Source organism: Serratia sp. P2ACOL2, from assembly GCF_003691565.1.
GTDB lineage: Bacteria > Pseudomonadota > Gammaproteobacteria > Enterobacterales > Enterobacteriaceae > Serratia > Serratia liquefaciens.
Genome location: NZ_CP033162.1, coordinates 3,295,637 through 3,322,264, shown reverse-complemented (window position 1 = coordinate 3,322,264; position 26,628 = coordinate 3,295,637). Strand labels below are relative to the sequence as shown.

Annotated in this window: 24 protein-coding genes and 2 pseudogenes; 22 read left to right on the top strand and 4 right to left on the bottom strand. The window is 56.0% G+C overall.

The annotated features are described in order from the left end of the window. Positions 1-518 precede the first annotated feature (518 nt). The 9 genes and pseudogenes from EBA31_RS16225 to kynA all read left to right on the top strand — a co-directional run bounded on the left by EBA31_RS16225 (position 519) and on the right by kynA (position 9,131). The gene (locus EBA31_RS16225) at positions 519-1,727 is read left to right on the top strand and encodes an MFS transporter (protein WP_044552129.1); all 1,209 of its coding nucleotides are present in this window, start codon (positions 519-521) and stop codon (positions 1,725-1,727) included. A gap of 62 nt (positions 1,728-1,789) precedes the next feature. Next, the gene (locus tag EBA31_RS16220) at positions 1,790-2,656 is read left to right on the top strand and encodes a cupin-like domain-containing protein (protein ID WP_197022773.1); all 867 of its coding nucleotides are present in this window, start codon (positions 1,790-1,792) and stop codon (positions 2,654-2,656) included. Beyond that, the gene (locus tag EBA31_RS16215; protein WP_122079715.1) at positions 2,643-3,866 is read left to right on the top strand and encodes an aminotransferase class I/II-fold pyridoxal phosphate-dependent enzyme; all 1,224 of its coding nucleotides are present in this window, start codon (positions 2,643-2,645) and stop codon (positions 3,864-3,866) included. The genes EBA31_RS16220 and EBA31_RS16215 overlap by 14 nt, the downstream gene beginning before the upstream one ends. Then, a complete protein-coding gene (locus EBA31_RS16210) occupies positions 3,863-4,726 on the top strand; it encodes a CoA ester lyase (RefSeq protein ID WP_122079714.1) in 864 nt (287 codons plus the stop codon). The genes EBA31_RS16215 and EBA31_RS16210 overlap by 4 nt, the downstream gene beginning before the upstream one ends. Then, a complete protein-coding gene (locus EBA31_RS16205; protein WP_122079713.1) occupies positions 4,723-5,610 on the top strand; it encodes an acetaldehyde dehydrogenase (acetylating) in 888 nt (295 codons plus the stop codon). Before EBA31_RS16210 ends, EBA31_RS16205 begins: the two co-directional genes overlap by 4 nt. Further along, positions 5,594-6,594, top strand: a pseudogene (dmpG, locus tag EBA31_RS16200) (4-hydroxy-2-oxovalerate aldolase). The gene EBA31_RS16205 and the pseudogene dmpG overlap by 17 nt, the downstream one beginning before the upstream one ends. Positions 6,595-6,596: 2 nt before the next feature. Next, positions 6,597-7,547, top strand: coding sequence for an ornithine cyclodeaminase family protein (locus tag EBA31_RS16195; protein WP_122079712.1), 951 nt, complete (start codon positions 6,597-6,599; stop codon positions 7,545-7,547). After that, positions 7,541-8,035 (top strand): MaoC family dehydratase, encoded by a 495-nt coding sequence (locus tag EBA31_RS16190; protein ID WP_122079711.1) that lies wholly within the window; start codon positions 7,541-7,543, stop codon positions 8,033-8,035. Before EBA31_RS16195 ends, EBA31_RS16190 begins: the two co-directional genes overlap by 7 nt. Before the next feature lie 253 nt (positions 8,036-8,288). Further along, entirely contained in the window at positions 8,289-9,131 is an 843-nt protein-coding gene (kynA, locus tag EBA31_RS16185; RefSeq protein ID WP_020827548.1) for a tryptophan 2,3-dioxygenase, read from the top strand. A gap of 34 nt (positions 9,132-9,165) precedes the next feature. On the opposite strand, the gene EBA31_RS16180 is transcribed toward kynA, so the two are convergent. Then, the gene (locus tag EBA31_RS16180; protein WP_122079710.1) at positions 9,166-10,095 is read right to left on the bottom strand and encodes a LysR family transcriptional regulator; all 930 of its coding nucleotides are present in this window, start codon (positions 10,093-10,095) and stop codon (positions 9,166-9,168) included. 98 nt (positions 10,096-10,193) lie between these two features. On the opposite strand from EBA31_RS16180, the gene pcp reads away from it, so the two are divergent. Continuing rightward, entirely contained in the window at positions 10,194-10,841 is a 648-nt protein-coding gene (gene pcp / locus EBA31_RS16175) for a pyroglutamyl-peptidase I (RefSeq protein ID WP_116691135.1), read from the top strand. Between the two features lie 44 nt (positions 10,842-10,885). Here the strand turns inward: pcp and EBA31_RS16170 are convergent, their stop codons facing one another. From EBA31_RS16170 to ydgT, 3 genes are all read right to left on the bottom strand, one after another. Further along, on the bottom strand, positions 10,886-11,920 hold the full coding sequence (locus EBA31_RS16170; RefSeq protein ID WP_122079709.1) for an NADP-dependent oxidoreductase: 1,035 nt from the start codon (positions 11,918-11,920) through the stop codon (positions 10,886-10,888). A gap of 77 nt (positions 11,921-11,997) precedes the next feature. Then, positions 11,998-12,417 (bottom strand): universal stress protein UspC, encoded by a 420-nt coding sequence (gene uspC, locus EBA31_RS16165; protein ID WP_122079708.1) that lies wholly within the window; start codon positions 12,415-12,417, stop codon positions 11,998-12,000. Between the two features lie 151 nt (positions 12,418-12,568). Beyond that, the gene (gene ydgT, locus EBA31_RS16160) at positions 12,569-12,784 is read right to left on the bottom strand and encodes a transcription modulator YdgT (protein ID WP_012145712.1); all 216 of its coding nucleotides are present in this window, start codon (positions 12,782-12,784) and stop codon (positions 12,569-12,571) included. Between the two features lie 1,408 nt (positions 12,785-14,192). On the opposite strand from ydgT, the gene flhD reads away from it, so the two are divergent. The 12 genes and pseudogenes from flhD (at position 14,193) to cheZ (ending at position 26,482) form a co-directional block, all read left to right on the top strand. After that, complete coding sequence (gene flhD, locus EBA31_RS16150) at positions 14,193-14,543, top strand: flagellar transcriptional regulator FlhD (protein ID WP_122079707.1); 351 nt, start codon at positions 14,193-14,195, stop codon at positions 14,541-14,543. Continuing rightward, entirely contained in the window at positions 14,543-15,127 is a 585-nt protein-coding gene (gene flhC, locus EBA31_RS16145) for a flagellar transcriptional regulator FlhC (protein WP_020827541.1), read from the top strand. The genes flhD and flhC overlap by 1 nt, the downstream gene beginning before the upstream one ends. A 158-nt stretch (positions 15,128-15,285) precedes the next feature. Continuing rightward, positions 15,286-16,175, top strand: a pseudogene (gene motA, locus EBA31_RS16140) (flagellar motor stator protein MotA). Then, positions 16,172-17,137, top strand: a complete 966-nt coding sequence (gene motB / locus EBA31_RS16135; RefSeq protein ID WP_020827539.1) for a flagellar motor protein MotB — start codon at positions 16,172-16,174, stop codon at positions 17,135-17,137. The pseudogene motA and the gene motB overlap by 4 nt, the downstream one beginning before the upstream one ends. Positions 17,138-17,141: 4 nt before the next feature. Beyond that, on the top strand, positions 17,142-19,115 hold the full coding sequence (gene cheA, locus EBA31_RS16130; protein WP_115058580.1) for a chemotaxis protein CheA: 1,974 nt from the start codon (positions 17,142-17,144) through the stop codon (positions 19,113-19,115). Positions 19,116-19,147: 32 nt separating this feature from the next. Continuing rightward, positions 19,148-19,648, top strand: a complete 501-nt coding sequence (gene cheW, locus EBA31_RS16125; protein WP_020827537.1) for a chemotaxis protein CheW — start codon at positions 19,148-19,150, stop codon at positions 19,646-19,648. A gap of 171 nt (positions 19,649-19,819) precedes the next feature. Next, positions 19,820-21,490, top strand: a complete 1,671-nt coding sequence (locus EBA31_RS16120) for a methyl-accepting chemotaxis protein (protein ID WP_046373238.1) — start codon at positions 19,820-19,822, stop codon at positions 21,488-21,490. A gap of 84 nt (positions 21,491-21,574) precedes the next feature. Further along, positions 21,575-23,200 carry a methyl-accepting chemotaxis protein gene (locus tag EBA31_RS16115; protein WP_020827535.1) on the top strand — a complete coding sequence of 542 codons (1,626 nt, stop codon included), beginning with the start codon at positions 21,575-21,577 and terminating at the stop codon, positions 23,198-23,200. Between the two features lie 28 nt (positions 23,201-23,228). Then, on the top strand, positions 23,229-24,101 hold the full coding sequence (gene cheR, locus EBA31_RS16110; protein WP_046373240.1) for a protein-glutamate O-methyltransferase CheR: 873 nt from the start codon (positions 23,229-23,231) through the stop codon (positions 24,099-24,101). Next, positions 24,101-25,150: a chemotaxis response regulator protein-glutamate methylesterase gene (locus tag EBA31_RS16105; protein WP_048760294.1), complete on the top strand. Its 1,050-nt coding sequence runs from the start codon at positions 24,101-24,103 to the stop codon at positions 25,148-25,150. Before cheR ends, EBA31_RS16105 begins: the two co-directional genes overlap by 1 nt. Before the next feature lie 285 nt (positions 25,151-25,435). Continuing rightward, entirely contained in the window at positions 25,436-25,825 is a 390-nt protein-coding gene (gene cheY / locus EBA31_RS16100) for a chemotaxis response regulator CheY (RefSeq protein WP_020827532.1), read from the top strand. A gap of 12 nt (positions 25,826-25,837) precedes the next feature. Continuing rightward, positions 25,838-26,482, top strand: coding sequence for a protein phosphatase CheZ (gene cheZ / locus EBA31_RS16095; RefSeq protein ID WP_041414707.1), 645 nt, complete (start codon positions 25,838-25,840; stop codon positions 26,480-26,482). The last annotated feature ends 146 nt before the right edge of the window (positions 26,483-26,628 follow it).

Genomic DNA, 26,628 nt, shown 5'->3' with positions numbered 1-26,628 from the left:
ACTTGGCTCCAATAGGGAATAAAAATGACGATTACGGCACAGTTTCTGCTTTCTGCGCCGCTATACCGCCAGAGGTCCCAGAGAGTTTGGTTCAAAGGGCGTTATTCGCGGACTGAAAATTATAATTTCCACCTTAATTAACACCTAACACACTGTATTTAATTGTAAATGCAATAACGCATCAATGTGATGCAAAAACGCTCTTGTAAATAATGATTAGCGTTGCTAATTCTTAATGCCCATGCATTAAAATTGTTTATGATAAATTTCGGGGACTTTTTAAGATGGTGAATTAATCATTATTAACCAGGATGATTTCAACGCTAACAATATCCTATGGCCTGAACGCCATTCGGGAAGGATTAACGCCTGAGCGCGTTACCTTCGCTTTATTGTTGCGCATAAATAAATATTTAAATCATTTATTCCATTGAGTGTATCCGTTCAAATAAATGAGTGGGTATGTTCGATTGATATATTCATTCGTTTTTTTAGCGAATTTCTCTTGAGAGCACCTTATGGAAACAGAGGCCGTTGAGTCCAAGTTCAGTTTTGGTTCTTATACCCGATTATTGTCTGATCCCGGACATGCGACGCTTTCATTATTTGGCCTGCTGGTCAGGTTTCCGGTGGCGATGCGGTCCATCAGTTGCATAATGTTGATTTCCGCCACTATGGACTCGTTATGGATTGCCGGAACCGTGGCGGGAACATTAATGATTACGCAGGCGATAGCCAGCCCGGTATTAGGCCGATTTGCCGATAAATTCAGTCAGCGAAAGGTGCTTATTATTACCTGCTGCTGCCATGTGATTGCGATCCTTTCGTTAATTGGCCTGGTGCTGCTGAATATGCACTTATGGGCAATTATGGCTGCGGCCATTGCTACCGGTTGTTCGTCGGTGCCGGTGGATGGATTTATTCGTACTCGCTGGGCCGCCATGGTGACCGACGAAGCGCTACGAACCGCGTACGCGTTAGAAACCGTGCTTGATGAGATCATTTTCTTGTTGGGGCCGTTAATCGCCATTGTTTTGGCCACGGCGTGGCACCCCGCTGCGGGGCTGGCGTTATGCGCCGCGCTCACCTTCAGTGGTTCTCTGGCCCTGGTGTTACATCGGCGTTCTGAGCCGGTTATTGTGCACAAGAGTGAAGAAAGCGACCGTCGGGCAATCAGCATGCTCTGGGTACGGGCGCTAATGATCTCCTATGCGGCGGTAGGCCTGTTTCTTGGCTCAATCGACGTCATGATGATCGCCTATGCCAAAGAGGTGGGCAATCCAACCCTCGCTGGGGTGCTGTTGTCCATTTGCGCCGCAGGCAGCCTGGTGGGCGGCACTTGCTACGGCGCCATGAACTGGTCTTTATCGCAACCCCGCCTGCTGCTTATCACCTCCGCCACCCTGTGCGCCGGCACGCTGCCCCTGATTTTCACCAGCGTTCCCGTTGTCATGGGCATTTCTGCTTTCATTGCCGGGCTGTCGGTGGCGCCGTTATTGATCACCTGCAGCAATCTGCTGGAATCCTTGACGCCGAAAGGGTGTTTATCCGAAGGCTTCTCCTGGTTGTCCAGCGCCGGTTGGCTGGGCTTTTCACTGGGCGTCTCGCTTGGCGGACAGCTTTCCGATCAAAGCGGAGCGGGTCAGGTGGCCTGGGTCGCCATGGCCGCCGGAACACTCGCTTTATTATCCAGCCTGTTTAGTCAGAAATTACTCAGCAATAAATAAAAACCACGCCCCAGAATAGCGGGGCCTCACATTATTATTTTCGAAACAGGAAAACGGCAATCGTGAAACAGTTAACGACGGGGGTTCCCGTTCCACGCATGACCTTTAAAGAGTTCGTCGCCTTTGGTGTTGAAGCTATTTTCCGAGCCGACGTCCCGGTCATTATTACCGATTTACCCATTGATACCAGCATAGGGGCGAGTGACCTGATTTCACAACGCCTGGGCGATGACAATGTCACCTTATTCCGGGAGGCCAGTAATAAAGAAAACACCGAACGCTGGCAAACCATGAAAATTCAGCTGCGTGGTTTTTTGGAAAATAAAGAGTACCAAAGCGACAACAATACCTGGTATCGCGTGGTTTCCAATATTATGCACCGCCCCGAGGACGTCAATAATATCCTTGGCTTCGATGCCTTTTCCCTGTTGGCCTCCCGTCGTGGGTTGAACGCCGCCAATTTATGGGTCAGCTACCACGGGGTTTTTACCCAAAGCCACTTCGATGAGCTGGAAAACTTTAATATTTCTTTGCAGGGCAGAAAACGGTTCATTCTTTTTCCTCCTGGCCGCAGAGATTACTATCCGCGATCTATCCTGCAGGGCTTCGGCGATAAATCCCAGGCCTTTGATTTTGACAATATCGACCCGCAGCGTTTTCCCCGCTTGGCGGCAAAAATCCCGCAGCGCCGCGACTTTATTTTAGAACCCGGCGAAATGCTGTATTTGCCGCTGGGGTGGTGGCACCAGGCCGAATCTTTAGACGACCTGAATATCAACGTTAATTTTTGGCTGTGGGATCTGAAAATCCTGCGTCGCCCTTATGTTTTCTACTCCGCGCTCTACACGGCGGCTTACCGCAAGTTTAAAGGCATCTACAACTATCAACCAGAACCCACCAAGAGGAAGGCACTTGATGAGCAGCCGTAAGCAGATCATTCCCACGAACAAATTCCGCAACAACGATAAGGCCATCGGCATAGGCAATCCTTTCTGGGATATGTCAGAGCAAAACGGCCTTGCGGGTATCGTTGCCGGGCTCGATAACGACCTGTTGTCTACCCAAAGTGGCCATCAGTTTGTCAATTTCAGCTGCTGCTCGTACCTGAACCTGGACTCCCACAGCAAGGTGGTCGAAGGTGCTATCGACGCGGTGCGCCACTACGGCGTGTTGGATCACTGCATTGCCCGCAGCCGGGTCCAGCTCCCTGCCATGAAGGAGTTGGAAGCGTCGCTGGGTGAGCTGTTCCAGGCTGATGTACTCAGCGGCGTGTCAGCGAGCAGCGTCAGCGGCGGCTTGCTTCCTCTTATCGCTTCGGGCCATTTAGGCAACGGTGTGCGGCCTTTGATGATTTTCGATAAGCACGCCCACGTGTCGCTGGCGGCTGCCAAACCCGCCTGTGCCGATGAAACCGAAGTCGTCACCTGCAATTATCATGATTTGAATTTCATTGAAGACTGCTGCAAGCAATATCAACGGGTCTGTTACGTGGTCGACGGCAGCGATAGCCTGGGGGGCTATGCTCCGGTCAAAGCCCTGGCTGAACTGCAGGACAAATACGGCCTGATGGTGTTTTACGACGATTCGCATTCGATCTCCGCTTATGGCGAACGCGGTGTTGGCTATGTTCGTTCCCATAGTCCGGCGTTGGATGAAAACACCATTATGGTGGTCACGCTCAACAAAGCTTTCGGCACCAGCGGGGCGGCCATATTGCTCAACGGTTATTCGCAGCAGATGCTGCGCCTGGTCGAACGCTTTGGCGGCGGGCTCAACTACTCGCAAAACCTGAATACGGCGGCCATCGGCGCCAGCCTGGCGTCGGCGGAAATTCACCGCACGGATGAATTGCCCCGGTTACAAAAGAAACTGTATGACAACATCGCGCTGTTCGATTCCCTGATCCCGACGGAGCAAAGCGGCAATACCTACCCGATCCGCCTGGTGCCGATGAGCGATGACCGGGTGATCGAGGCGGGGCGCCAGGTGATCGAGGCTGGCTTCTATGTCTCGCCGGTGTTTTTCCCTATCGTCGCCAAAGGCACCGCCGGCCTGCGAGTCATGATGCGAGCCGGACAAACGCAAGAGCAGATCCGCGGCCTGTGCCAGGTGATCTCTGCTGTCAGGGGGCCGCAATGACGGATATCGCCCGGGCTGTTCCCCGCAGCATTCTGTACACGCCGGCCTTGTCACTAAACCGTGTGGTCAAGGCTCTGTCTTATGACGCCGATGTGCATTTGATGGATTTGGAAGACTCCGTACCTGGCCCAGCCAAGGCAGAGGCCAGAAACATCTGCCGCACGGCTCTCGATAATGCACCGCCCTCTGCCAATATTGCCGTGCGAATCAACGCGCTGGGCACGATTGACGCTTTGCATGATCTGGTGATGCTGTGTTCCGGTCAAACCACGCCCAGTTTTATCGTGATGTCGATGGTTCGAACCCCTGCCGAGGTGGTTTTCCTGCGTGAAACCTTCGCCTCAGCCGGAAGGTTCCCAGAAATTTACCTGACGATAGAGACCGTCGAGGCCATTACCGATCTGGATAATGTCGCGGCGGTGGCGGATGGGCTGATTTTCGGCTCTGCAGATTTGGCGGCCACTTTAGGGGTGCCAATCACCTGGTCCGGGATGCTGGCCGCTCGTCAGGCGATGGTGTTGGCGAGTGCCAGACATGGTATTGGCTGTATCGATACCGCCAACTATCGGCTTTCCGAACCCGACGTGTTGGCCAATGAAATTCAGTGCGTCAAAGATCTGGGCTTCCATGGCAAAGCCACCGTTCATCCCAGCGAGCTCGAACTGATCAACTCGACGTTACGGCCCTGCGAGAGCGCACTCTTGGCGGCAAGCCGCATTACCGATGCTGTGAAAGCGGCGCAAGGGGGAATTGCCTTGTTGGATGGACACATGGTGGGGCCGCCTTTTGCCCGCATGGCGCGCAATACCCTGCAATCAGGCAAGGCCTGGGCCGCTCGTTTCAGTAGAGGTAACTCATGACGCTCTCCGTCGCTGTCATTGGAACCGGCGCCATCGGCATGGATCTGGTCAATAAGATCCAGCGTTCCCCGCTGCTGCATTGCGGGTTGCTGGCGGGGCGCAACAAGGACTCCGCCGGTCTTGAGGTCGCAGCCCGCTTGGGTTGCCCGACCAGCGCCGGTGGCATTGACGCTGTGTTGGCGTCGCCAACGCCTTTTGATGTGGTTTTCGACGCCACCAACGCGATGTCGCATGTCAGGCATTGGGCGCTGCTGCGCCCGCTGGGCACCTTACTGATCGACTTAACCCCCAGCCACCTGGGCAAAATGATCGTGCCTACGGTGACGGGAACCGATGCGCTGACCGAGCGCAATGTCAGCCTGATCAGCTGCGGTGGACAGGCGTCGATACCCATTTTGCATGCCCTGAGCCGACATTTTCGCATCAACGATATCGAGGTGGTGGCGACCGTCGCCAGCAATATTCTGGGGCGGGCCACCCGGATCAACATCGACGAATATGTGGACACCACGCAGCGGGCGCTCAGCGCTTTTACCGGCGTAGCCAATACCAAGGCGATCCTCAACATCAGCCCGGCCGCGCCACCCGCCATGTTCAGGGTCACCATTTTCGCCGGTATTCCAGGGGTCACAAAGGAACAGATCACTCCGGTGCTTGCTGAGGCCGTTGAGGCGGTGCGGGGATTCTCGGCGGGCTATTCGCTTACCGCTCTCAATGTCAGCGAAGGACGCGTTTCGATCTCGCTGGAGGTGGTTGCCAGCAGCAAGGTGATGCCTGAATACGCCGGGAATCTGGATCTGATTAATTCTGCCGCCATCCTGGTTGCCGAACAGTATGCGAGCTATCGAAATAAAACGGAGGGGGCTAATGGCCATTCTGATTAACGACTCAACCCTGCGTGATGGTCAACACGCCGTGAAGCATCAGCTCACGGTCGCTCAGTTACGAGACTACGCGACGGCGGTAGATAAAACGGGGGGGCGATTGTCGAGGTTGGCCATGGCAACGGGCTTGGCGCCTCCTCGTATCAGGTCGGGCGCGCGGCGTTGAGTGATGAAACCATGCTGAACACCGTGCGCGAGTGTTTGCAAAACAGCAAGATGGGCGTGTTTATGCTGCCCGGTTGGGGAACCATCGTCGATCTGTCGAAGGCGTTATCCTGCGGTGCGGATGTGGTGCGCATCGGTACCCATTGCACTGAGGCAACCCTGGCCGAACGTCATCTGGGATGGCTGCGTGATCACGGGGCAGAAGCGCATGCGGTACTGATGATGAGCCATATGGCCACTCCCCAACAGTTAGCCGATCAGGCTCAACTGCTGGTGGAGTACGGTGCGCAGGCCGTCGGCATCATGGATTCTGCCGGCAACCTGTTGCCGCAGGATGTGACCGAACGCATCACCGCGATGCGGCGGCAGGTGGATGTGCCGCTTATTTTCCACGCCCACAATAATTTGGGCATGGCGGTGGCCAACTCGGTTGCCGCCGCTCAGGCCGGCGCTAGCGTGATTGATGGCTGTGCCCGCGGATTCGGGGCTGGGGCAGGGAACACCCAACTTGAAGTTCTGGTACCGGTACTGGAACGTTTGGGGTTCAACACCGGCATCGACCTTTATCATTTTCTCGACGCCGCCGAGCTTGCCGCCCGGGAACTGATGGTCACTCCACCGATGATCGACTCCGTGGGCATTGTCAGTGGCCTGGCCGGCGTTTTTTCCGGCTTCAAAAATCCGGTGTTAAGCCATTCGGCCTCTGCGGGGGTCGATCCGCGTGACGTCTTCTTCGAATTGGGAAAACGTCAGGCCGTGGCCGGGCAAGAAGACCTTATCGTAGAAGTGGCCGCGCAGTTGAAGAGGATCGCCCTGTGACGATGCAAATCATCAATGCAGCTGAAATGTCCGGAGAGATCCGACTGCGGCAGGTCATGGCGATGCTGAGTGAGGCGTTCGGGGATTTACGTCGCGGCGACGAACAATCACCGACGCGGACCTTACTCCAGCATGGTCCTTCAGAGACGTTGATCAGCCCGGCGGCCTGGAACAGACGCGGTGTCGCCAGCGTTAAAATCACTACGCTCACGCCCGGCAATGCTGCGAGAGGGTTGCCATTGATCCATGGGGTGGTGCTGCTCACCGACATCGATACGGGCCAGATGCTGTCCTTGTTCGATGGCGCTAGTCTGACCGCGTTGCGAACCGGTGCGGTGGCCGGACTGGCGACCCAGCTGTGTGCTCCGGAGCAGGCTGGCGATCTTGCTATCCTCGGGGCAGGGGTTCAGGCACGGGCCACGCTGCTGGCGATGCTGGCGGTGCGGCAGATCCGCAGGGTGCGCATTTTTTCCCGTTCGGCGCTCAGAACGCAAGAGTTTGCGCACTGGGCTCGTACGCTGACCACCGCGCCGGTCAGCGTTTGCAGTAGCGCATTCGAGGCCGTGCAGGGGGCGGATCTTATCTGCACCACCACCTCAACCCGTGCCCGTGAACCTTTGGTGTATGCCGATTGGGTAGCGCCAGGGGCCCACCTGAACATTATCGGCGGCACCCACGAGGACGCCATTGAGGTCGACCCCGCGTTATTGAAAACCGCCTTTGTCGTGGTGGAAACCGGCGCGGCTGCCAGGGAGGATGCGGGGGAGATTCGAAGCGCTATGGCGGAAGGATACATTCAGCCTGAAGGACTGAATGAGCTGGGCGCTCTCGTGTTGGGTGAGTCCGCTGCAACGGCGGGGCAGACCACGGTATTTCGCAGCGTGGGGCTGGCCATCGAAGACACCGCTGCCGCGGTGGCGCTATACCCATTCAGGGAGAAAAAACCATGTTAAGAAAAGTCGGCGAAAATGAGTATCAGGAAGAGCACGGCGGGGACTATGAAGACTTCGAAACCGGCATGACGATCAAACACTGGCCGGGGCGCACGCTTTCCGAAGCCGACAACACCTGGCTCACCCTGTTGACGATGAATCAGCACCCTTTGCATTTCGACAAGGCCTATGGCGCCCAAGCGGAATATGGCCGCGTTTTGGTCAACAGCAGCATCACGCTGGCGTTGGTCAGCGGGATGACCGTGCAGGCATTGTCTGCCAGGGCGGTGGCCAATCTGGGCTGGGAAACGGTGCGCCTGAAAGAGCCGCTTTATGTCGGTGATACGCTTTACGCCATCAGTAAGATCCTGGCTAAACGGCCGTCAAAATCCCAACCGAACAACGGCATCATTACGGTGGAAACGCGGGGCATCAAATCCACGGGCGAAACGGTGATCACCTTCGAACGATCCTTTATGGTTCGGCGACGAGATTACAGAGAGCCTTGATTTTCAGCGGTTCGGGGATCGGCAGAGCAATGTTGATGCTCAGGAGTCGCGGATCCCATCCCCGCGGATAATCACTGCGGGGATTTTCAATCCAGGCAGACATAAGGAGGGAATCAACCTGACATGACCAACCCTGAAATCTGCGAGGCAACTCTCGTTTATAGTCCTTCGGGTTGGGGCGATATGAACTATTGTTTTCTGTTTGCAGCACGCTACACACCGCTTCCGGTCGTGGGCGCAGCGGAGATAACAGATGAACAAACGGGAATTAGAAAGCGCGATTGTCACCGATTTTTCCAAACGCATGAGCTATGGCGACTATCTGTGCCTGGATCAACTGCTGGACTGCCAGCACCCGCTGTCCAACCCGCAACACCATGATGAAATGCTGTTTGTGGTGCAGCACCAGACGTCGGAGCTGTGGATGAAGTTGATGCTGCATGAACTGCAGGCGGCGCGGATGCTGGTGCAACAAGATAAGCTCAGTCATTGCTTCAAGATCCTGGCGCGGGTCAAACAGATCCAGCGGCTGCTGTTCGAGCAATGGGCGGTGTTGGAAACCCTGACGCCGTCGGAGTACGTCGAGTTTCGCGACGTGCTGGGCAGTTCGTCGGGCTTCCAGTCCCATCAATATCGCTCGATTGAGTTTTTGCTCGGCAACAAGAATGCGGCCATGCTGGCGGTGTTCAGCAACGATGCGGAAAAACACGCGGCGCTGAAGGCCATTCTTGAAGCGCCCAGCCTGTACGATGAATACCTGCTTTACCTGTCCCGCCACGGTCTGCCGATCCCGCAGGAGTGTATCGAACGTGACTGGACGCAACCTTACCAACGTAATCCAAACCTGCTGCCGGCCTTTAAAGAGATCTATGACCATCCACAAAAGTATTGGGAAGCCTATGAAATGGCCGAAAAGCTGGTGGATATAGAGGAAAGTTTCCACCTGTGGCGTTTCCGGCATATGAAAACGGTAGAGCGGATTATCGGCTTTAAAACGGGCACCGGCGGTTCGAGCGGCGTCAGCTTCCTGAAAAAGGCGCTGGAGCTGACTTTCTTCCCTGAACTGTTGGATGTGCGCACCGAAATCGGCGCCTAGCTTAGGGCCTTAATCGTAGCAGGAAGGGCGCTTCTCATTCACTCTTCCCCCAGTTCAGTTGGGTAAGGGTGTCGCACAGCCAGGTCAGCGCCGGATCGCGCCGGGCCTGGCGACCAGCAACCAGATCGATAGAAAACGTGCTCACCGCCAGTTCTGCCGGTAGCGGCAGAAAGCGTACCTTCGTCGGATCGGCAAACTGGCTGGCGACGCTGTGTGCCAGGGTTGCGATCAGATCGCTGCCGGCGACTACCGCAGGCAGCGCCACGATATGCGAAAATGTTGCGGCCACCCGTCGCTCCAGCCCCAGTTCCGCCAGTCGACGATCGATAATCCCGCGGGCGGAGCCGTCGTCCGAGGGGGCGTAAAGGGCATGGGGCAGGCCGACGTATTGCGCCAAGCCCCAACTTTCGGCAGCTAACCGCGGATGATGCCGGCTGGCGATACAGGTAAAGCTTTCGGTAAACAACGGCTGCACCAGCATGCCCTTCACCGCCTCGATATGCCCGCCCAACGCCACATCTATCTCGCCACTCTCAAGCTGTTGCACCACATTGCGGCGATCGAGCCGGGAAACCCGGATATCGATGCCCGGCGCATCCTGCCGCAGTCGGCTGATAATGGCAGGCAGTAGCGTGATATCGGCGTAGTCGCCGGCGGCTAGCCTGAAGCGGCGCTGGCTGGCCGTCGCGGGATCGAAGCGTGTCGGCGGCGTCAGCGTCTGGTGGATTTGTTCCAGTACCGGGTGGATTTGCAGCATCAGTTGGTGAGCACGCGCGGTTGGCAACATGCCGCCGCCGCTGCGGGTAAACAGCGGATCGTCAAACAACAGCCGCAAGCGCGACAGCGCATTGCTGACCGACGGTTGGGCACGGTTCAGACGTCCGCCGGCAGCGGTGACGTTACGCGTTTGGTATAACGCCTCAAACACCACCAGAAGATTGAGATCGACGCTGGATAAATTCATTTTATGAATACTCTATATACAGATAATCCATTTCCAGAATCATAGCGCGTTGTTTAGGCTGAGAGCACGCGGATTCAATAACAACCTGAGGTGTGATGATGGAAAGGGTATTGGTGACCGGCATTGAGCCGTTTGACGGGGATAAGGTTAACCCTTCTTGGCAGGTAGCGCAGGCGCTGGCGGGAGAGCGGATCGCCGGCGCAGAAGTGGTGGTGCGTCAATTGGCCTGCGTGCTGGGGTTGTCCAACCAGCAGCTGATTGCCGCCATCGAAGAGCTGCGGCCCAAAGCCGTGATCTGCCTGGGGCTGGCCGGCGGGCGCGGCGAAATTTCCGTTGAACGGGTTGCCATCAATCTGATTGACGCTCGCATTCCCGATAACGCCGGAAAACAACCGATAGACATCCCGGTGGTGGAAGGGGGACCGGTGGGCTATTTTTCCACGCTGCCGGTGAAGGCGATCGTGCATCATTTACACCAGGCAGGCATTCCGGCCGCGGTGTCGCACACGGCAGGCACTTATAATTGCAACCAGCTTTTCTACGGGCTGAGCCATCATATCGCCAGCCAAAATTTGGCGATCAAAGGTGGGTTTATCCACATCCCTTACAGTCATGAGCTGGCGGTCAATCATCCGGGAAAACCCAGCCTGGCGTTAGCCGCAATGATTGAGGCGGTACGCAGTGTTGTGCATACCACTCTGACGGTCGATGAGGATTTATCACTCAGTGGCGGTGCGTTGCATTGAGGGCATAGCAGGGCGCGGCAGTTCATCACCGCGCCCAGTGGGGATTACTCGTCGGCGACGCGGATCACCAATTTGCCGAAGTTCTTGCCCTGCAACAGGCCAATGAATGCCTGCGGTGCATTTTCCAGTCCGTCGACCAGGTCTTCACGGAATTTGATTTTCCCCTGATCGACCCATTCGCTCATTTGCTGCAGGAATTTATCAAAGCCTTCCGCGAAGTCATCGAAAATGATGAAGCCTTGCATACGGATGCGCTTGCGTAAGATCAAGCCCTGCAGCATCGGCAAGCGGTCCGGCCCGGCGGGCAGGTCGGTGGCGTTATAGTGGGCGATAATCCCGCAGACCGGAATACGTGCCTGGGTATTCAGCAGCGGGATCACTGCATCAAACACCGCACCGCCGACGTTTTCATAATAAATATCGATGCCTTGCGGGCAGGCGGCGGCCAGTTGCTCAGCGAAGTCTGGGGCTCGGTGATCGACACAGGCATCGAAGCCCAGCTCTTCCACCACATAGCGGCATTTCTCTTTACCGCCCGCCACGCCGACTACCCGACAGCCTTTCAGTTTGGCGACCTGACCGACGACCGAACCGACGGCACCGCTGGCGGCGGCGACCACCAGGGTTTCACCGGGTTTCGGCTGGCCGATCTCCAGCAGCCCCATATAAGCGGTGAAGCCCGGCATGCCCAGGACGCCAAGCAGACGAGAAGGATGCGCCTGATGAGGGCCGAGGTTACGTAAGCCGCTTCCGTCAGACAGGGCATAATCCTGCCAGCCGTCGTAGCCTAATACCCAGTCGCCGGGTTTGAAATCGGGGTGCTGTGATGTCACGACCCGTGAGACCGTGCCGCCCACCATGGTTTCGCCAATCTGCACTGGCGGGGCATAAGAGGGCGCGTCGCTCATGCGGCCTCGCATGTAAGGATCGAGCGACAGGTAGACGGTGCGCAATAACACCTGGTCGGCGGCGGGCTGCGGCGTAGCGACGGTTTCCAGACGGAAGTTGTCTGCGACAGGTTCGCCGTGCGGGCGAGAAGCCAACAGAAAACGGCGGTTTTGTTGTGTAGACTGAGACATCAGGCATTCCTTATGCGGACAGAGAGTCTAAGTCTAGTCAATCATCGAAAAGAGCGAATGGCCTAATGTGCTCAGCGTTACAGTGGGATGATCAGCACGTCGATACGGCTGGTATTGATAAAGCGCGCGGCAGAGCAGGAGATTTTGTTCATCATGCCGTCGCTGTGATTACCGCAAACCACCAGATCAAAAGGTTGCCGTTGGCTGGCATAGTTCAGGCTGTCGGCCAGTTCGCCGTGGACGATCAGCGTGTCGGCAATCGGGTAATCCGCCTGCAGACGAAGTTCTTCCAGAAACAGCAGCGTTTCTTCTTCCATCAGCGCACGCAGGTCGCCCAGCATGGGGCCCGCAAAGTTATTGAACATTTCTGGATTGGCGATGGTGCTTAGCAGGGTAATTTTGCCGTTATAAGGACGTACGATGGAGACGGCTTTTTCAACCAGGCGGTGGCTGTCTGCCGCCACGGCGACGGTAACCAAAACGTTTTGATATCCCATCTTCCACTCCTGTTTCCTGTTGATAGGGCAAAGGGTAGAGCCTGGTGAAGTGAATAAATGTGTTTTGTATCACGCGCGCCAATAAATCCGCGACAGATGGCCGTTATTTAGCAATAAAAGATAAATTACCTGCGCGCGCAATGAATGCAAATTATAGCACCTGTGCCCACAGCGTTTTCGGCACCTTGCCCAAATCGAAGAGTTTTCCTGCAACCAGCTCAGCGCGACGATGATCGGCGGCGCGATACATGTTGCTGATTTCAATGTCATTATCGATGGAGTAGTTAAGCTTGTCGTACACTTTCTCCACGCTGTCCAAGCTGGTGCATTTACGGAAAGTCATCAGGTAATCCAGGGTATCGGTCATGATTAAAATATAGCCTGTTAAGAGTTGTAGCCGAACGAAAAAACATCACTCTGTCATCGTGACAGCAGCAAAAGCGTGATGTGCGACCTGAAAAATTAATTTCAAATAAATAAATTGCGATACGTAATAATTGTCTGCGCGCAAGTTTCCCTGCTCTGAGAATAATAATATGCCCATGCGCCGTCGGCAATGGCATCTTGCTGATCTGTACACAAAATAGGGAAAGCCTCAGGTTGGGGAGCAAGGTGCTGGGGGGCAGAACCGCTTGCCAATGCGCCTGGCGTTGAATTCCGGCTTTTTTTAGGGGCCAGCAGGGCGGTTTATAGCTGAGGTTGGACGTTTTTTATCCCGATTGCGCCCCTGCTCCGGCAGCAGGTTGCCTGTCCGAGTCGGCAGGATTAATCGAACGGCCCGCGACGCGGTATTTTCCACACCGCATGAGATAGTCGCCCCTCAGAGAAAAATAAAACGAAACTGCGTTTTACTTTATTAGTGCTACTGAAACTAACAGCACTTATTCTCGGCGCATAAACATCAGCCAAGATCTAATTTTTTTCGTGGCGCTGAAAAACTATTAAAGTTTTAATTAATACTGCCGATAAAACGTTTTGCCATTATCCTGCCTAAAAAACCACCCGAAGCTTGCGGCTTTCATTCCATTTGTCAGGAAACAAATCGTTACCTCTGTTTTCTTGTTTACAACGTAACCGAGCCGTTGTTAATCGAATTGGAACATTTGTCGAAAAATAAAACAGGAGATTCCCGCAAGCTTAAGTCAAATCCGAAACCTAATAACCTTATAGTTTACATGCGTTATATTTCAATGCGGATAGTTTATTGTTTATTAAACGGTTATTTATACTGTCTTTATCGGCTACGAGCAGATTTTTGTTCTGTTATTTTAGTTTGGTGATGCTTTTGTTCGAATTGATCTAAAAAAGATATTTTTTTGGCTTATATACATTGTTTTTAAGACGTTTTTTTACTTATGTCTGTTTTGTGAGCGAAAATGCGGTTAAAAACCATACTGGTAACGGGCTATTTGGCTTAATTATTTTTTATTTTTGTGATCTAGATCACATTGTATTTAAAATTGCCTCTCACTTACATTGTGTGTGCTAATGGTTCAGGGGTAGAGTTGCGCTGCATTAGGAATAATCTTATTAATTTTGTAAAAATAGTTTCACGGTGATTAAACACCGCTGGAGCAAAATGCTGTACATCCATACACGTTGGTTTGCGCACGTATCAAATACTGAATGATGGTCCGAATTTAGTGATGTTGAAAAATTTATAACGGTCGTTATTCAGGGCTTCATTGCCAACTTAGGGAACAAACCCAGGTCACGGGCGATAAAAATTATCACCCAGCGTATGTTTTTAAACATAGTCTGTCGGGATGGGGAATATGGGTACGTCTGAATTACTTAAGCATATTTATGACATCAATTTGTCATATTTACTTTTAGCACAGCGTCTGATTAATGATGAAAAAGCCTCGGCAATGTTCCGTTTAGGTATCGACGAAACCATGGCCGATGCGCTTTCTCAGCTCACGTTACCGCAAATGGTCAAATTGGCTGAAACCAACCAGCTGGTCTGCCACTTCCGCTTTAACGATCACCAAACCATCGAGCGTCTGACAAAAGAGTCTCGCGTGGACGATCTGCAGCAAATCCATACCGGTATTTTGCTCTCAAGCCATTTACTGCAAGAACTGTCGGCGAAAGACGGCAGTGCGACGAAGAAAAGAGCTTGATGATGGCAGAGAAAAGTATTGTTCAGGAAGCCAAGGATATTCAGCTGGCCATGGAGCTGATTACACTGGGTGCGCGTTTGCAGATGTTGGAAAGCGAAACGCAGCTCAGCCGTGGGCGTTTGATCAAGCTCTATAAGGAGTTACGCGGCAGTCCACCGCCGAAAGGGATGTTGCCGTTCTCGACGGACTGGTTTATGACCTGGGAACAGAACATCCATTCATCGATGTTCTACAACGCCTACAGTTTCCTGATGAAAAGCGGGCACTGCACGGGCGTTGAAGCAGTGATTAAAGCTTACCGTCTGTATCTGGAACAGTGCCCGCACCAGCCGGGTGAGCCGCCGTTGCTGGCGCTGACGCGAGCCTGGACGCTGGTGCGCTTCGTCGATAGCGGCATGCTGCAGCTTTCTGCCTGCAACTGCTGCGGCGGCACTTTTATCACCCACGCGCACCAACCGTTGAACAATTTTGTTTGCAGTTTATGCCAACCCCCATCCCGCGCAGTAAAAAGACGTAAACTTTCGCCGCAACTGGCCGATATTATTCCTCAACTGCTGGACGAGCAGGTTAAACGCGCAATTTGAGCCGGCGGCAGCGCCGGTTTATCCAGATTTAAACCGATTGGTGAAATGCAGGGTTCGGCGTGCCGAACCCAAAGGCGCAGCTCAGCCTGTTGTGCCTGTGCGGCTCATATGCGCGCTTAGCCCACCTTCCATCCACATTGTTAATTTAAGGAATGCGTGTGTTAGTTATTTTGGGTTATCTCGTGGTATTGGGTGCGGTCTTTGGGGGCTACCTGATTGTGGGGGCCATCTGGGCGCGCTTTATCAGCCGGCAGAATTTCTGATTATCGGCGGCGCGGGTATCGGCGCTTTTATCGTGGGCAACAACGGTAAGGCAATAAAGTCCACCCTGCGCGCCATTCCCAAACTGATGCGCCGTTCGAAATACAGCAAAGATCTCTACATGGATCTGATGGCGCTGCTGTTCCGGCTGCTGGCCAAATCCCGTCAACAAGGCATGCTTTCCCTCGAGTTCGATATTGATAATCCGCAGGAAAGTGAAATTTTCTCTAATTATCCCCGCATTCTTGCCGATAACACCCTGGTGGAGTTTATTACCGATTACTTACGGCTGATGGTGAGCGGCAACATGAATGCCTTTGAGATCGAAGCCTTGATGGACGAAGAGATCGAAACCTTTGAACAGGAAAGCGAGGTGCCGGCAGGCAGCCTGGCGATGGTCGGTGACTCGTTGCCGGCCTTCGGCATTGTTGCGGCGGTGATGGGGGTGGTGCATGCGCTGGCCTCGGCCGACCGCCCGGCAGCCGAGCTGGGGGCGTTGATCGCCAACGCGATGGTCGGCACCTTCCTGGGCATTTTGCTGGCTTACGGCTTTATCTCACCGCTGGCGACCCTGTTGCGACAAAAAAGTGCCGAAAACGTCAAAATGATGCAGTGCATCAAGGTCACTTTGCTGTCCAGTTTGAATGGCTACGCGCCGCAGATTGCGGTCGAATTCGGCCGTAAAACGCTATACACCACCGAGCGTCCCTCCTTCGTTGAGCTGGAAGAACATGTGCGTCGCGTGAAGGCGCCGGCACAGCAGGCGACGGAAGAAGAACAGGCATGAAACAGAATCACCCGGTTGTTTTGGTCAGAAAACGCAAGTCGCATCACGCCAGCCATCATGGGGGTTCCTGGAAGATTGCCTACGCCGATTTTATGACGGCGATGATGGCTTTCTTCCTGGTGATGTGGCTGCTGGCGATTGCCAGCCCGCAGGAACTGACGCAAATCGCCGAATACTTCCGCACGCCGCTGAAGGTGGCGCTGACTTCCGGCGACAAGAGCAGCTCTGAAAGCAGCCCGATCCCCGGCGGCGGCGACGATCCTACCCAGCAAGACGGGTTGGTGAAAAAGCAGATTGATACGCTCGAGAAGCGTGACGAAGAGCTGCGGCTGAACAAGCTGCGGGAAAAACTGGACGAACTGATTGAGTCCGATCCGCGCCTGAAAGCGCTGCGGCCGCATCTGTTGATCAACATGATGGATGAAGGCTTGCGCATTCAGATCATCGACAGTCAAAACCGTCCGATGTTCAAAACCGGCAGCGCGCAGGTAGAAAGCTATATGCGCGACATCCTGCGGGCGATTGCGCCGATCCTCAATGACCTGCCGAACAAAATCAGCCTGTCCGGCCACACCGACGATATTCCCTACGCCACCGGCGAGCGCGGTTACAGCAACTGGGAGCTTTCTGCCGATCGCGCCAACGCGTCGCGGCGCGAGCTGATTGCCGGCGGGCTGTCGGAAGGGAAGGTCCTGCGGGTGGTCGGCATGGCCGCCACCATGAGCCTGAAACAACACGGCGCCGACGATGCCATCAACCGTCGCATTACCGTACTGGTGCTCAACAAACAAACCCAGCAGGGCATTGAACATGAAAATGGCGAAAGCAACGCGATGGAGATTGCTCAGCCGGTCGATTTAAAACCGTTGGCCCCGTCGGCGACGGCTCCGGCCACCCTCATTGCACCGGAGCAGCCGGCGGCTGTCCCTGCACCGACTAACAGCGACTCACAGCAGAGGTGACCCCGTGAGCATGGATATTAGTGCGTTTTATCAGACCTTTTTTGATGAAGCAGACGAGTTGCTGGCCGACATGGAGCAACATCTGCTGGAGCTGGATCCGCTGGCTCCGGACATTGAGCCGCTGAACGCCATTTTTCGCGCAGCGCACTCGATCAAGGGCGGTGCGGCGACCTTTGGCTTTTCGGTGCTGCAGGAAACCACCCACCTGCTGGAGAACCTGTTGGACGGTGCGCGGCGTCAGGAAATGAGCCTGAGCACCGAGATTATAAACCTGTTTCTGGAAACCAAAGACATTATGCAGGAGCAACTGGACGCTTATAAAACTTCGCAAAAGCCTGACGTCGACAGCTTTGAATACATCTGTCAGGCGTTGCGGCAGCTTGCGTTGGACGCACAGCAGCAAGATGCCCCCGCAGCACCTGCCGTCGCGCAACACGCCGTCGCAGCACCGGCGGCCATCGAAGGCGGCATGCGGGTTTGCCTGTGTGGTCTGAAGCCGAACGAAGTCCCGTTGATGCTGGAAGAGTTGGGCAACCTGGGTGAGGTGAAAAACCCGCATCAGACCGAAAACAGCCTGGAAGTGACGCTGCTGACCTCCGCCAGCGAAGATGACATCAGCGCGGTGCTGTGTTTTGTACTGGAGCCGGAGCAAATCAGTTTCACCACGCCGCCTCAGGCTGAGCTGCCGCCGGTAGCGATCGAGCCGGTCGCTCCCGTTGCCGTTGCGCCCGTGGCCGCCAAACCGGCGCCGACGGTGGCGGAAACGCCCAAACCGCGCGCCAAGGCCAGCGAATCCACCAGCATCCGCGTCGCGGTAGAAAAAGTGGACCAATTGATCAACCTGGTCGGGGAGTTGGTGATCACCCAGTCGATGCTGGCGCAGCGCTCCGGCAGTCTGGATCCGGTGAATCACGGCGATCTGCTCAACAGCATGAGCCAGTTGGAACGCAACGCACGCGACCTGCAAGAGTCGGTGATGTCGATCCGTATGATGCCGATGGAATACGTATTCAGCCGCTTCCCTCGTCTGGTGCGCGATCTGGCCGGCAAGCTGAACAAGCAGGTGGAATTGCAGCTGCAGGGCAGTTCTACCGAACTGGATAAGAGCCTGATTGAACGCATTATCGATCCTCTGACGCACCTGGTGCGCAACAGCCTGGATCACGGCATTGAAGATCCGGCCACGCGCCTCGCCGCGGGCAAGTCGGAGGTGGGGAACCTGATCCTGTCGGCAGAGCATCAGGGCGGCAATATCTGTATCGAAGTCACCGACGACGGCGCCGGCCTGAACCGCGAGAAAATTCTCGCCAAAGCGGCTTCACAAGGGCTGGCGGTCAGCGACAGCATGAGCGACGAAGACGTCGGCATGCTGATTTTCGCGCCGGGCTTTTCTACCGCCGAGCAGGTGACCGATGTTTCCGGCCGTGGCGTCGGCATGGACGTGGTGAAGCGAAATATTCAGGAAATGGGTGGGCACGTCGAAATCCATTCCCAGGCGGGCAAGGGGACCTCTATCCGGATCTTGCTGCCGTTAACGCTGGCGATCCTCGATGGCATGTCGGTCAAGGTGAACAATGAAGTGTTTATCCTGCCGCTCAACGCGGTAATGGAATCGCTGCAGCCGCAGGCTGAAGATCTGCATCCGTTGGCCGGTGGCGAGCGGGTGTTGCAGGTGCGCGGGGAATATTTGCCGCTGGTGGAGCTGTTCCGGGTGTTCGATGTGGCGGGGGCCAAAACCGACGCCACCCAGGGCATTGTGGTGATCCTGCAAAGCGCCGGCCGCCGCTATGCGCTGTTGGTGGATCAACTGATCGGCCAGCATCAGGTGGTGGTGAAGAATCTGGAAAGCAACTATCGCAAGGTGCCGGGCATTTCCGCCGCCACCATTCTCGGTGACGGCAGCGTGGCGCTGATTGTCGATGTCTCGGCGCTGCAAACCCTGAACCGCGAGCAGCGTCAGACGGACGCGGCTGCATAATAATTAATCTATTGATTTAAAGGGTGAATGACATGGCAGGACTGGCAACCGTCAGCAAACTGGCTGGCGAAACGGTAGGGCAGGAGTTCCTGATTTTTACCTTGGGTAACGAGGAATACGGCATTGATATCCTCAAGGTGCAGGAGATCCGCGGTTACGATCAGGTTACGCGCATTGCCAATACTCCGGCCTTTATCAAGGGCGTCACCAACCTGCGCGGCGTGATTGTGCCGATTATCGATTTGCGGGTGAAGTTCGCCCAGCAGGACGTGTCCTACGATGAAAACACCGTGGTGATCGTGTTGAACTTTGGTCAGCGTGTGGTGGGTATCGTGGTTGACGGCGTGTCTGACGTGCTGTCGCTGACCACCGAACAGATCCGCCCGGCGCCGGAGTTTGCCGTGACGCTGGCCACCGAATACCTCACCGGGCTGGGCTCGTTGGGCGAACGCATGCTGATCCTGGTCGATATCGAAAAGCTGCTGAGCAGCGAAGAGATGTCACTGGTCGACAGCGTAGCGAAAAGCGCCTGATCCGCTACCCGTAGGGGCGCGGCATGCCGCGCCCTGATTCGAAAACCGGACAAACCCAAACTCTGCACAAAATAGTTACCTCTCCTCATAAAGTTCTTCCCTGCCGCGCCGATAACTCTGTCAATCAACGTAATCAGGGCCTGTCCGCGCGGGCATTCAACAAGGGAAAACATGTTTAATCGTATGAAGGTGGTCACCAGCCTGTTACTGGTGCTGGTGTTATTTGGCGCCTTGCAGCTGGTTTCAGGCGGGCTCTTTTTCTCCTCACTGAAGAATGACAAAGAAAACTTCGCCGTTTTGCAGACCATTCGCCAGCAGCAGTCCGAGCTGAACGAAAGCTGGGTCAACCTGCTGCAGGCTCGCAACACGCTGAACCGTGCCGGTATTCGTCACATGATGGACGCCAATAACATCGGCAGCGGCGCCAGCGTCACCGAACTGTTGGCTCGCGCCAAGAGCAACCTGGTGGTTGCGGAACAGCACTATGCCGCCTATGACAAAATTCCTCTCGACGCCCGCCAGGACGCGCAATCGGCCGAAAAGCTGAAACAGCAATACGGCATCTTGCAGGGCGCGCTGACCGAACTGACCCAACTGCTGGGTGAAGGCAAAATTAACGCATTCTTTGATCAGCCGACGCAAAGCTATCAGGACGCGTTCGAAGACATCTACAACATCTATCTGGCGCAAAACGACAAGCTTTACCAGACCGCGGTTGAAGACAGCAATAAGTCATTCAGCTTCGCCATCTGGACGCTGGTGGTGGTGCTGCTGGTGGTACTGGCCGTGATTGTGCTGGTGTGGAGCGGTATTCACCACATTCTGGTGCGCCCGCTGAACCGAATGATCGAACACATCAAGATGATTGCCGCCGGCGATTTGACTCAGCCGATCGCCGTGACCAGCCGCAATGAAATGGGCGTGCTGGCAGCCAGCCTCAAGCATATGCAGAGCGAATTGATCGACACCGTCAGCGGCGTGCGTCAGGGTGCCGACGCCATCTACAGCGGCGCTTCCGAAATTGCCGCCGGCAACAACGATCTCTCTTCACGTACCGAACAACAGGCTGCCTCGCTGGAAGAAACCGCCGCCAGCATGGAGCAGCTGACCGCGACGGTGAAACAGAACGCCGAAAATGCCCGTCAGGCCAGCCAACTGGCATTGAGCGCCTCCGAAACCGCGCAGAAAGGCGGCAAGGTGGTGGCTAACGTGGTGCAGACCATGCACGACATCGCCGGCAGTTCGCAGAAAATTGCCGACATTACCGGCGTGATCGACGGCATTGCCTTCCAGACCAATATCCTGGCGCTGAACGCGGCGGTCGAAGCGGCGCGTGCCGGTGAACAGGGCCGTGGCTTTGCGGTGGTGGCCGGTGAAGTGCGTAACCTGGCGCAGCGCAGTGCCCAGGCGGCGAAAGAAATCAAAGGCCTGATCGAAGACTCCGTCAATCGCGTCGATATGGGCTCGGTACTGGTAGAAAGCGCCGGGGAAACCATGGGCGATATCGTCAATGCCGTGACCCGCGTTACCGACATCATGGGTGAAATCGCTTCGGCCTCGGACGAACAGAGCCGCGGTATCGATCAGGTCGGCCAGGCGGTGGCGGAAATGGACCGCGTCACTCAGCAGAACGCCTCGTTGGTAGAAGAGTCCGCGTCTGCGGCAGCGGCGCTGGAAGAACAGGCCAGCATGCTGACCCAGTCCGTGGCGGTATTCCGCTTGAAAGCGGCAGGTCAGGAAGAGTTCAAAATGCCCGTCAGCAGCAAGGCGGCAGTAACACCGGTACTCAATCATAAAAAAATGAACGCCAGCGATCCGCAGGATAACTGGGAAACGTTCTAACCGGCATTGGGCCTCCCTGCATTCCCGGGGGAGGCCGATTCCCCGTCGTAAGCTGGCCATCGGCCGGCTGCAAGGAGGTTCATAGTGTTTAACCGAATCCGCGTCTCTACCAGCTTGTTTCTGTTGTTGATGACTTTTTGTGTTATGCAGTTGGCCACCAGCGGCTTGTCGTACACCGCTTTCCGTTCCGATAACCACAATCTGAACCTGATCACCCTCGGCAGCCAACAGCGCGACGCCCTCAGCCTGAGCTGGGTTTCCCTGCTGCAGGCCCGCAATACGCTGAACCGTGCCGGGACCCGTGCGGCGCTCAAACTGCCGCAGGATCAGGTCAATGCCTTGATGGGCAACGCGCGCAGTTCGCTGCAGAAAGCCGACCTCTATTTCAACCAGTTCCTGGCCGTGCCGCGTAACAGCGAGCAGGAACAGCAGCTGACCGAAACCACCAAAGCCAGTTACGACCGGTTGCGCAGCGCGTTACGTGAGCTGATCGGTTTCCTGGAAAACGATCGGCTGCAGGCCTTTATGGACCAGCCGACGCAGAAAACTCAGGATTTGTTTGAAGCGGATTTTGTCCAGTACCTGCAGTTGGTAAACGCCAACGTGAGCGAAGCCAATGCGGCGAATCAGCAATCCTTCACCCTGTCCGGTTGGCTGGTGGCCGGTGCGGTACTGATGTTGCTGGTGGTGACCGGCAGCGCCATGTGGTGGTTACGCAATATGCTGGTGCAGCCGCTGAACATTATGCGCAGTCATTTTGACCGCATTGCAGCCGGCGATCTGGCCACGCCGATTCAGGTGTATGGCCGCAATGAGATCAGCCAGCTGTTCGCCAGTTTACAGCGCATGCAGCAGTCGCTGATCGGCACCGTTGGTGCGGTACGTGACGGTGCCGAGTCGATCCTGATTGGCCTGCAGGAAATCTCCGAAGGCAACAACGATCTCTCTTCCCGCACCGAGCAGCAGGCCGCCTCGCTGGAAGAAACGGCCGCCAGCATGGAACAGTTGACCGCGACGGTGAAACAGAACGCTGATAACGCACGTCAGGCCTCTCAGCTGGCGCGTGACGCCTCTACCACCGCAGCCAAGGGCGGCGAACTGGCGGGCGACGTGGTGACCACCATGCATGACATTGCCAACAGTTCGCAGAAGATTGGCGCTATTACCAGCGTGATCGACGGCATTGCCTTCCAGACCAATATCCTGGCATTGAACGCAGCGGTCGAAGCGGCGCGTGCCGGTGAGCAGGGGCGCGGTTTTGCGGTGGTGGCGGGCGAAGTGCGTAATCTGGCACAGCGCAGCGCCCAGGCGGCAAAAGAAATCAAAGGCCTGATCGACGAATCGGTCAGCCGGGTCAAGCAAGGTTCGGTGCTGGTGGAAAACTCCGGTGCCACCATGCAGGACATCGTCCGTTCGGTCACCCGGGTTACCGACATCATGGGCGAAATCGCCTCGGCGTCCGACGAACAAAGCCGCGGCATTGAACAGGTCACGCAGGCCGTGACCCAAATGGATCAGGTAACCCAGCAGAACGCCGCGCTGGTAGAAGAAGCCGCCTCGGCGGCCACCGCACTGGAGGATCAGGCGATTACCCTGGCCGATGCGGTGTCGGTATTCCGCCTGGCGGACGATAACTTCACCGCGCAGGCCAACCATCAAGACGCAGTTTCACCCGTGGTAAAGGAAGCCCCAGATTGTCAAACCGCATAAGCAGCCCGTTTTTTTTGAGTGATATGGCATGAAGCCGGCGCCGTCGAACCCTAACAGAGACCCTGCGACATTGTTGACGCAGATGGTGCAGCGCCTGCCGTTGCTGGACGTGCATTTTCGTCGCATCAGCCAACTGATTTATCAGCGTGCCGGCATCGTGCTGGCAGAGCACAAGCGCGAGATGGTTTATAACCGCCTGGTGCGACGCCTGCGGCTGCTGGGCCTGAACGACTTTGGCGATTATTTGGCGCTGCTGGAAAGCGATCCTAACAGCGCCGAATGGCAGGCGTTTATCAATGCCCTGACCACCAACCTGACGGCGTTTTTCCGCGAAGCGCATCACTTCCCGATCCTGGCGGAGCACGCGCGTCAGCGGCCGAACGGCTACAGCGTGTGGAGCACGGCGGCCTCGACCGGCGAAGAGCCTTATTCGATTGCCATCACCTTAAGTGAGGTGCTCGGGCAGCGCGCCACCGGCTGCCAGGTATGGGCCAGCGATATCGATACCCAGGTGCTGGAGAAAGCGGAAGCGGGCGTTTATCGCCAGGAAGATCTGCGTACCCTGACGCCGGCGCAAATGCAGCGTTATTTCCTGCGCGGCACCGGTCCGCATCAGGGGTTGGTGCGGGTGCGACCGGAGCTGGCGGGGCGGGTGAATTTTCAGGCGCTCAACCTGCTGGCGCCTGAATGGGCGTTGCCGGGGCAATTCGACGCCATTTTCTGCCGCAACGTGATGATCTATTTCGATAAGGCGACACAGGAGCGCATTCTGCGCCGCTTCGTGCCCTTGCTTAAACCGGGGGGCCTGATGTTTGCCGGCCACTCCGAGAATTTCAGCCAGATCAGCCGGGATTTCTACTTGCGTGGGCAGACCGTGTATGGCCTGACCAAGGAGAGGTAATGAATAAAATCAGAGTATTGAGCGTAGACGATTCGGCCCTGATGCGGCAGCTGATGACCGAAATTGTCAACAGCCATCCCGATATGGAGATGGTGGCGAGCGCGCCCGACCCTCTGGTCGCGCGCGATCTGATCAAAAAGTTTAACCCGCAGGTGCTGACGCTGGACGTCGAAATGCCGCGCATGGACGGCCTCGACTTCCTCGAAAAACTGATGCGTCTGCGGCCGATGCCGGTGGTGATGGTGTCGTCGCTGACAGGCCAGGGGTCGGAAATCACGCTGCGCGCGCTGGAGCTGGGGGCGGTGGATTTTGTCACCAAACCGCAGCTTGGCATCCGCGAAGGCATGTTGGCCTACAGCGAGCTGATAGCCGAAAAAATTCGCACCGCGGCCAAGGCGCGCTTGCCGCAACGCTCCAGCAGCCCGGCACCGGCGATCCTCAGCCATACGCCGCTGTTGAGCAGCGAAAAACTGATTGCCATCGGGGCCTCTACCGGCGGCACCGAAGCCATTCGGCAGGTGCTGCAACCGCTGCCGGCCACCAGCCCGGCGTTGTTGATCACCCAGCATATGCCGCCGGGGTTTACGCGCTCGTTCGCCGAGCGGCTGAACAAGCTGTGCCAGATTACGGTGAAAGAGGCCGAGGACGGCGAACGCGTGCTGCCGGGCCATGCCTACATCGCACCGGGCGATCGCCATATGGAACTGTCACGCAGCGGTGCCAACTATCAGGTGAAGCTGCATGACGGCCCGGCGGTCAACCGTCACCGGCCATCGGTAGACGTGCTTTTCCGCTCGGTTGCGCAGTACGCCGGTCGAAATGCGGTTGGCGTGATCCTGACCGGCATGGGCAATGACGGCGCGGCGGGCATGTTGGAAATGCATCGTGCCGGTGCCTATACCCTGGCGCAAAACGAGGCCAGCTGTGTGGTGTTCGGCATGCCGCGTGAGGCGATCGCCACCGGTGGGGTGAATGAAGTTGTCGAACTGGATCGCATGAGCCAACGCATGCTGGCGCAAATTGCCGGTGGCCAGGCGCTGCGTATTTGATTTTTACCCTTAATTATACCCGTCGCCTTTCGAGCCGCAGCGTTGTTACCTGCTTACAAGGCCCATCCATGGTCCTTGCCCTTTCAGGGCCGCTGCAAGCAGCGTACAAATCTGTTCCCGACAGATTTGTCGCTCACCCCAGTCACTTACTTGAGTAAGTTCCTGAGGATGAGCGAGCTGGTCGCCTGGCTGCAACTCGAAATTCATAGGGTATATAGGGGGTTATAGCGAACAGCTGCCGTGAGGCTGGCTGTTGTTTGGATTAGGTAAACCTTGGGAGTATATATGGCAGATAAGAGTCTCAGATTTCTGGTGGTGGATGACTTTTCCACTATGCGTCGCATCGTCAGAAACTTGCTGAAAGAGTTGGGATTCAACAACGTAGAAGAGGCCGAGGACGGTGCGGATGCGCTGAACAAACTGCGTGCCGGCGGCTTCGATTTCGTGGTGTCCGACTGGAACATGCCGAACATGGACGGCCTGGAACTGTTGCAAACCATTCGTGCCGATGGCGCATTGGCGGCGATGCCAGTGCTGATGGTGACGGCGGAAGCCAAGAAAGAAAACATTATCGCGGCGGCGCAGGCCGGTGCCAGCGGTTACGTGGTGAAACCTTTTACGGCGGCGACGCTGGAAGAAAAGCTCAATAAGATTTTTGAAAAACTGGGCATGTAAGGAGAGAGGGCGATGAGAGACATTCCAATGCCTGCCAGCGATGCGGCAACCGCGGGGGAGATCATCTCGCGCATTGGCCAACTGACGCGGATGCTGCGCGACAGCATGCGCGAACTGGGGCTCGATCAGGCGATCGCCCAGGCGGCAGAGGCAATCCCGGATGCACGCGATCGTCTTGATTACGTGGTCACCATGACGGCGCAGGCGGCGGAACGGGCGTTGAACTGTGTGGAAGCGGCGCAGCCGCGCCAGGCACAGCTGGAGTCCGAAGCCAAAGGATTGAAAGGCCGTTGGGACGAGTGGTTCGCCAACCCGATCGAGTTGGACGACGCCCGTGAATTGGTTACCGATACCCGTCAGTACCTGGATCAGGTGCCGGAGCATACGGCGTTCACCAATGCCCAACTGCTGGAAATCATGATGGCGCAGGATTTCCAGGATCTGACCGGTCAGGTGATCAAACGCATGATGGACGTGGTGCAGGAGATTGAAAAGCAGCTGCTGATGGTGCTGATGGAAAATATTCCTGAGCAACCGGCGAAAGAGAAAAAACCGAACGACAGCCTGCTCAATGGCCCGCAGCTCGACCAGAATGGCGCCGGCGTTATCGCCAATCAGGCGCAGGTGGACGATCTTCTGGACAGCCTGGGTTTCTGATAGCTCCTGGGGCGCATTTTGTTGCGCCCCAGACAGGCAGCACTGCTCCTGCGTCCCCAATCTTCCCCATCCCGCAAATAACCGTCCTTTTCTCCCGTTGTTCCACCAATGAAATCAGCATTTTTTTGGCATGCTGACCGCAATTT

Excerpts from the sequence above, each read along its gene's own strand:
- EBA31_RS16120 (WP_046373238.1), top strand. The coding sequence starts at position 19,820 with ATGTTTAATCGTATGAAGGTGGTCACCAGCCTGTTACTGGTGCTGGTG.
- EBA31_RS16190 (WP_122079711.1), top strand. The coding sequence starts at position 7,541 with ATGTTAAGAAAAGTCGGCGAAAATGAGTATCAGGAAGAGCACGGCGGG.
- EBA31_RS16195 (WP_122079712.1), top strand. The coding sequence starts at position 6,597 with ATGCAAATCATCAATGCAGCTGAAATGTCCGGAGAGATCCGACTGCGG.
- flhC (WP_020827541.1), top strand. The coding sequence starts at position 14,543 with ATGATGGCAGAGAAAAGTATTGTTCAGGAAGCCAAGGATATTCAGCTG.
- EBA31_RS16105 (WP_048760294.1), top strand. The coding sequence starts at position 24,101 with ATGAATAAAATCAGAGTATTGAGCGTAGACGATTCGGCCCTGATGCGG.
- EBA31_RS16215 (WP_122079715.1), top strand. The coding sequence starts at position 2,643 with ATGAGCAGCCGTAAGCAGATCATTCCCACGAACAAATTCCGCAACAAC.
- EBA31_RS16180 (WP_122079710.1), bottom strand. The coding sequence starts at position 10,095 with ATGAATTTATCCAGCGTCGATCTCAATCTTCTGGTGGTGTTTGAGGCG.
- flhD (WP_122079707.1), top strand. The coding sequence starts at position 14,193 with ATGGGTACGTCTGAATTACTTAAGCATATTTATGACATCAATTTGTCA.
- cheY (WP_020827532.1), top strand. The coding sequence starts at position 25,436 with ATGGCAGATAAGAGTCTCAGATTTCTGGTGGTGGATGACTTTTCCACT.
- cheW (WP_020827537.1), top strand. The coding sequence starts at position 19,148 with ATGGCAGGACTGGCAACCGTCAGCAAACTGGCTGGCGAAACGGTAGGG.
- uspC (WP_122079708.1), bottom strand. The coding sequence starts at position 12,417 with ATGGGATATCAAAACGTTTTGGTTACCGTCGCCGTGGCGGCAGACAGC.
- EBA31_RS16225 (WP_044552129.1), top strand. The coding sequence starts at position 519 with ATGGAAACAGAGGCCGTTGAGTCCAAGTTCAGTTTTGGTTCTTATACC.
- cheR (WP_046373240.1), top strand. The coding sequence starts at position 23,229 with ATGAAGCCGGCGCCGTCGAACCCTAACAGAGACCCTGCGACATTGTTG.
- EBA31_RS16210 (WP_122079714.1), top strand. The coding sequence starts at position 3,863 with ATGACGGATATCGCCCGGGCTGTTCCCCGCAGCATTCTGTACACGCCG.
- kynA (WP_020827548.1), top strand. The coding sequence starts at position 8,289 with ATGAACAAACGGGAATTAGAAAGCGCGATTGTCACCGATTTTTCCAAA.
- motB (WP_020827539.1), top strand. The coding sequence starts at position 16,172 with ATGAAACAGAATCACCCGGTTGTTTTGGTCAGAAAACGCAAGTCGCAT.
- pcp (WP_116691135.1), top strand. The coding sequence starts at position 10,194 with ATGGAAAGGGTATTGGTGACCGGCATTGAGCCGTTTGACGGGGATAAG.
- ydgT (WP_012145712.1), bottom strand. The coding sequence starts at position 12,784 with ATGACCGATACCCTGGATTACCTGATGACTTTCCGTAAATGCACCAGC.
- EBA31_RS16205 (WP_122079713.1), top strand. The coding sequence starts at position 4,723 with ATGACGCTCTCCGTCGCTGTCATTGGAACCGGCGCCATCGGCATGGAT.
- cheZ (WP_041414707.1), top strand. The coding sequence starts at position 25,838 with ATGAGAGACATTCCAATGCCTGCCAGCGATGCGGCAACCGCGGGGGAG.
- EBA31_RS16170 (WP_122079709.1), bottom strand. The coding sequence starts at position 11,920 with ATGTCTCAGTCTACACAACAAAACCGCCGTTTTCTGTTGGCTTCTCGC.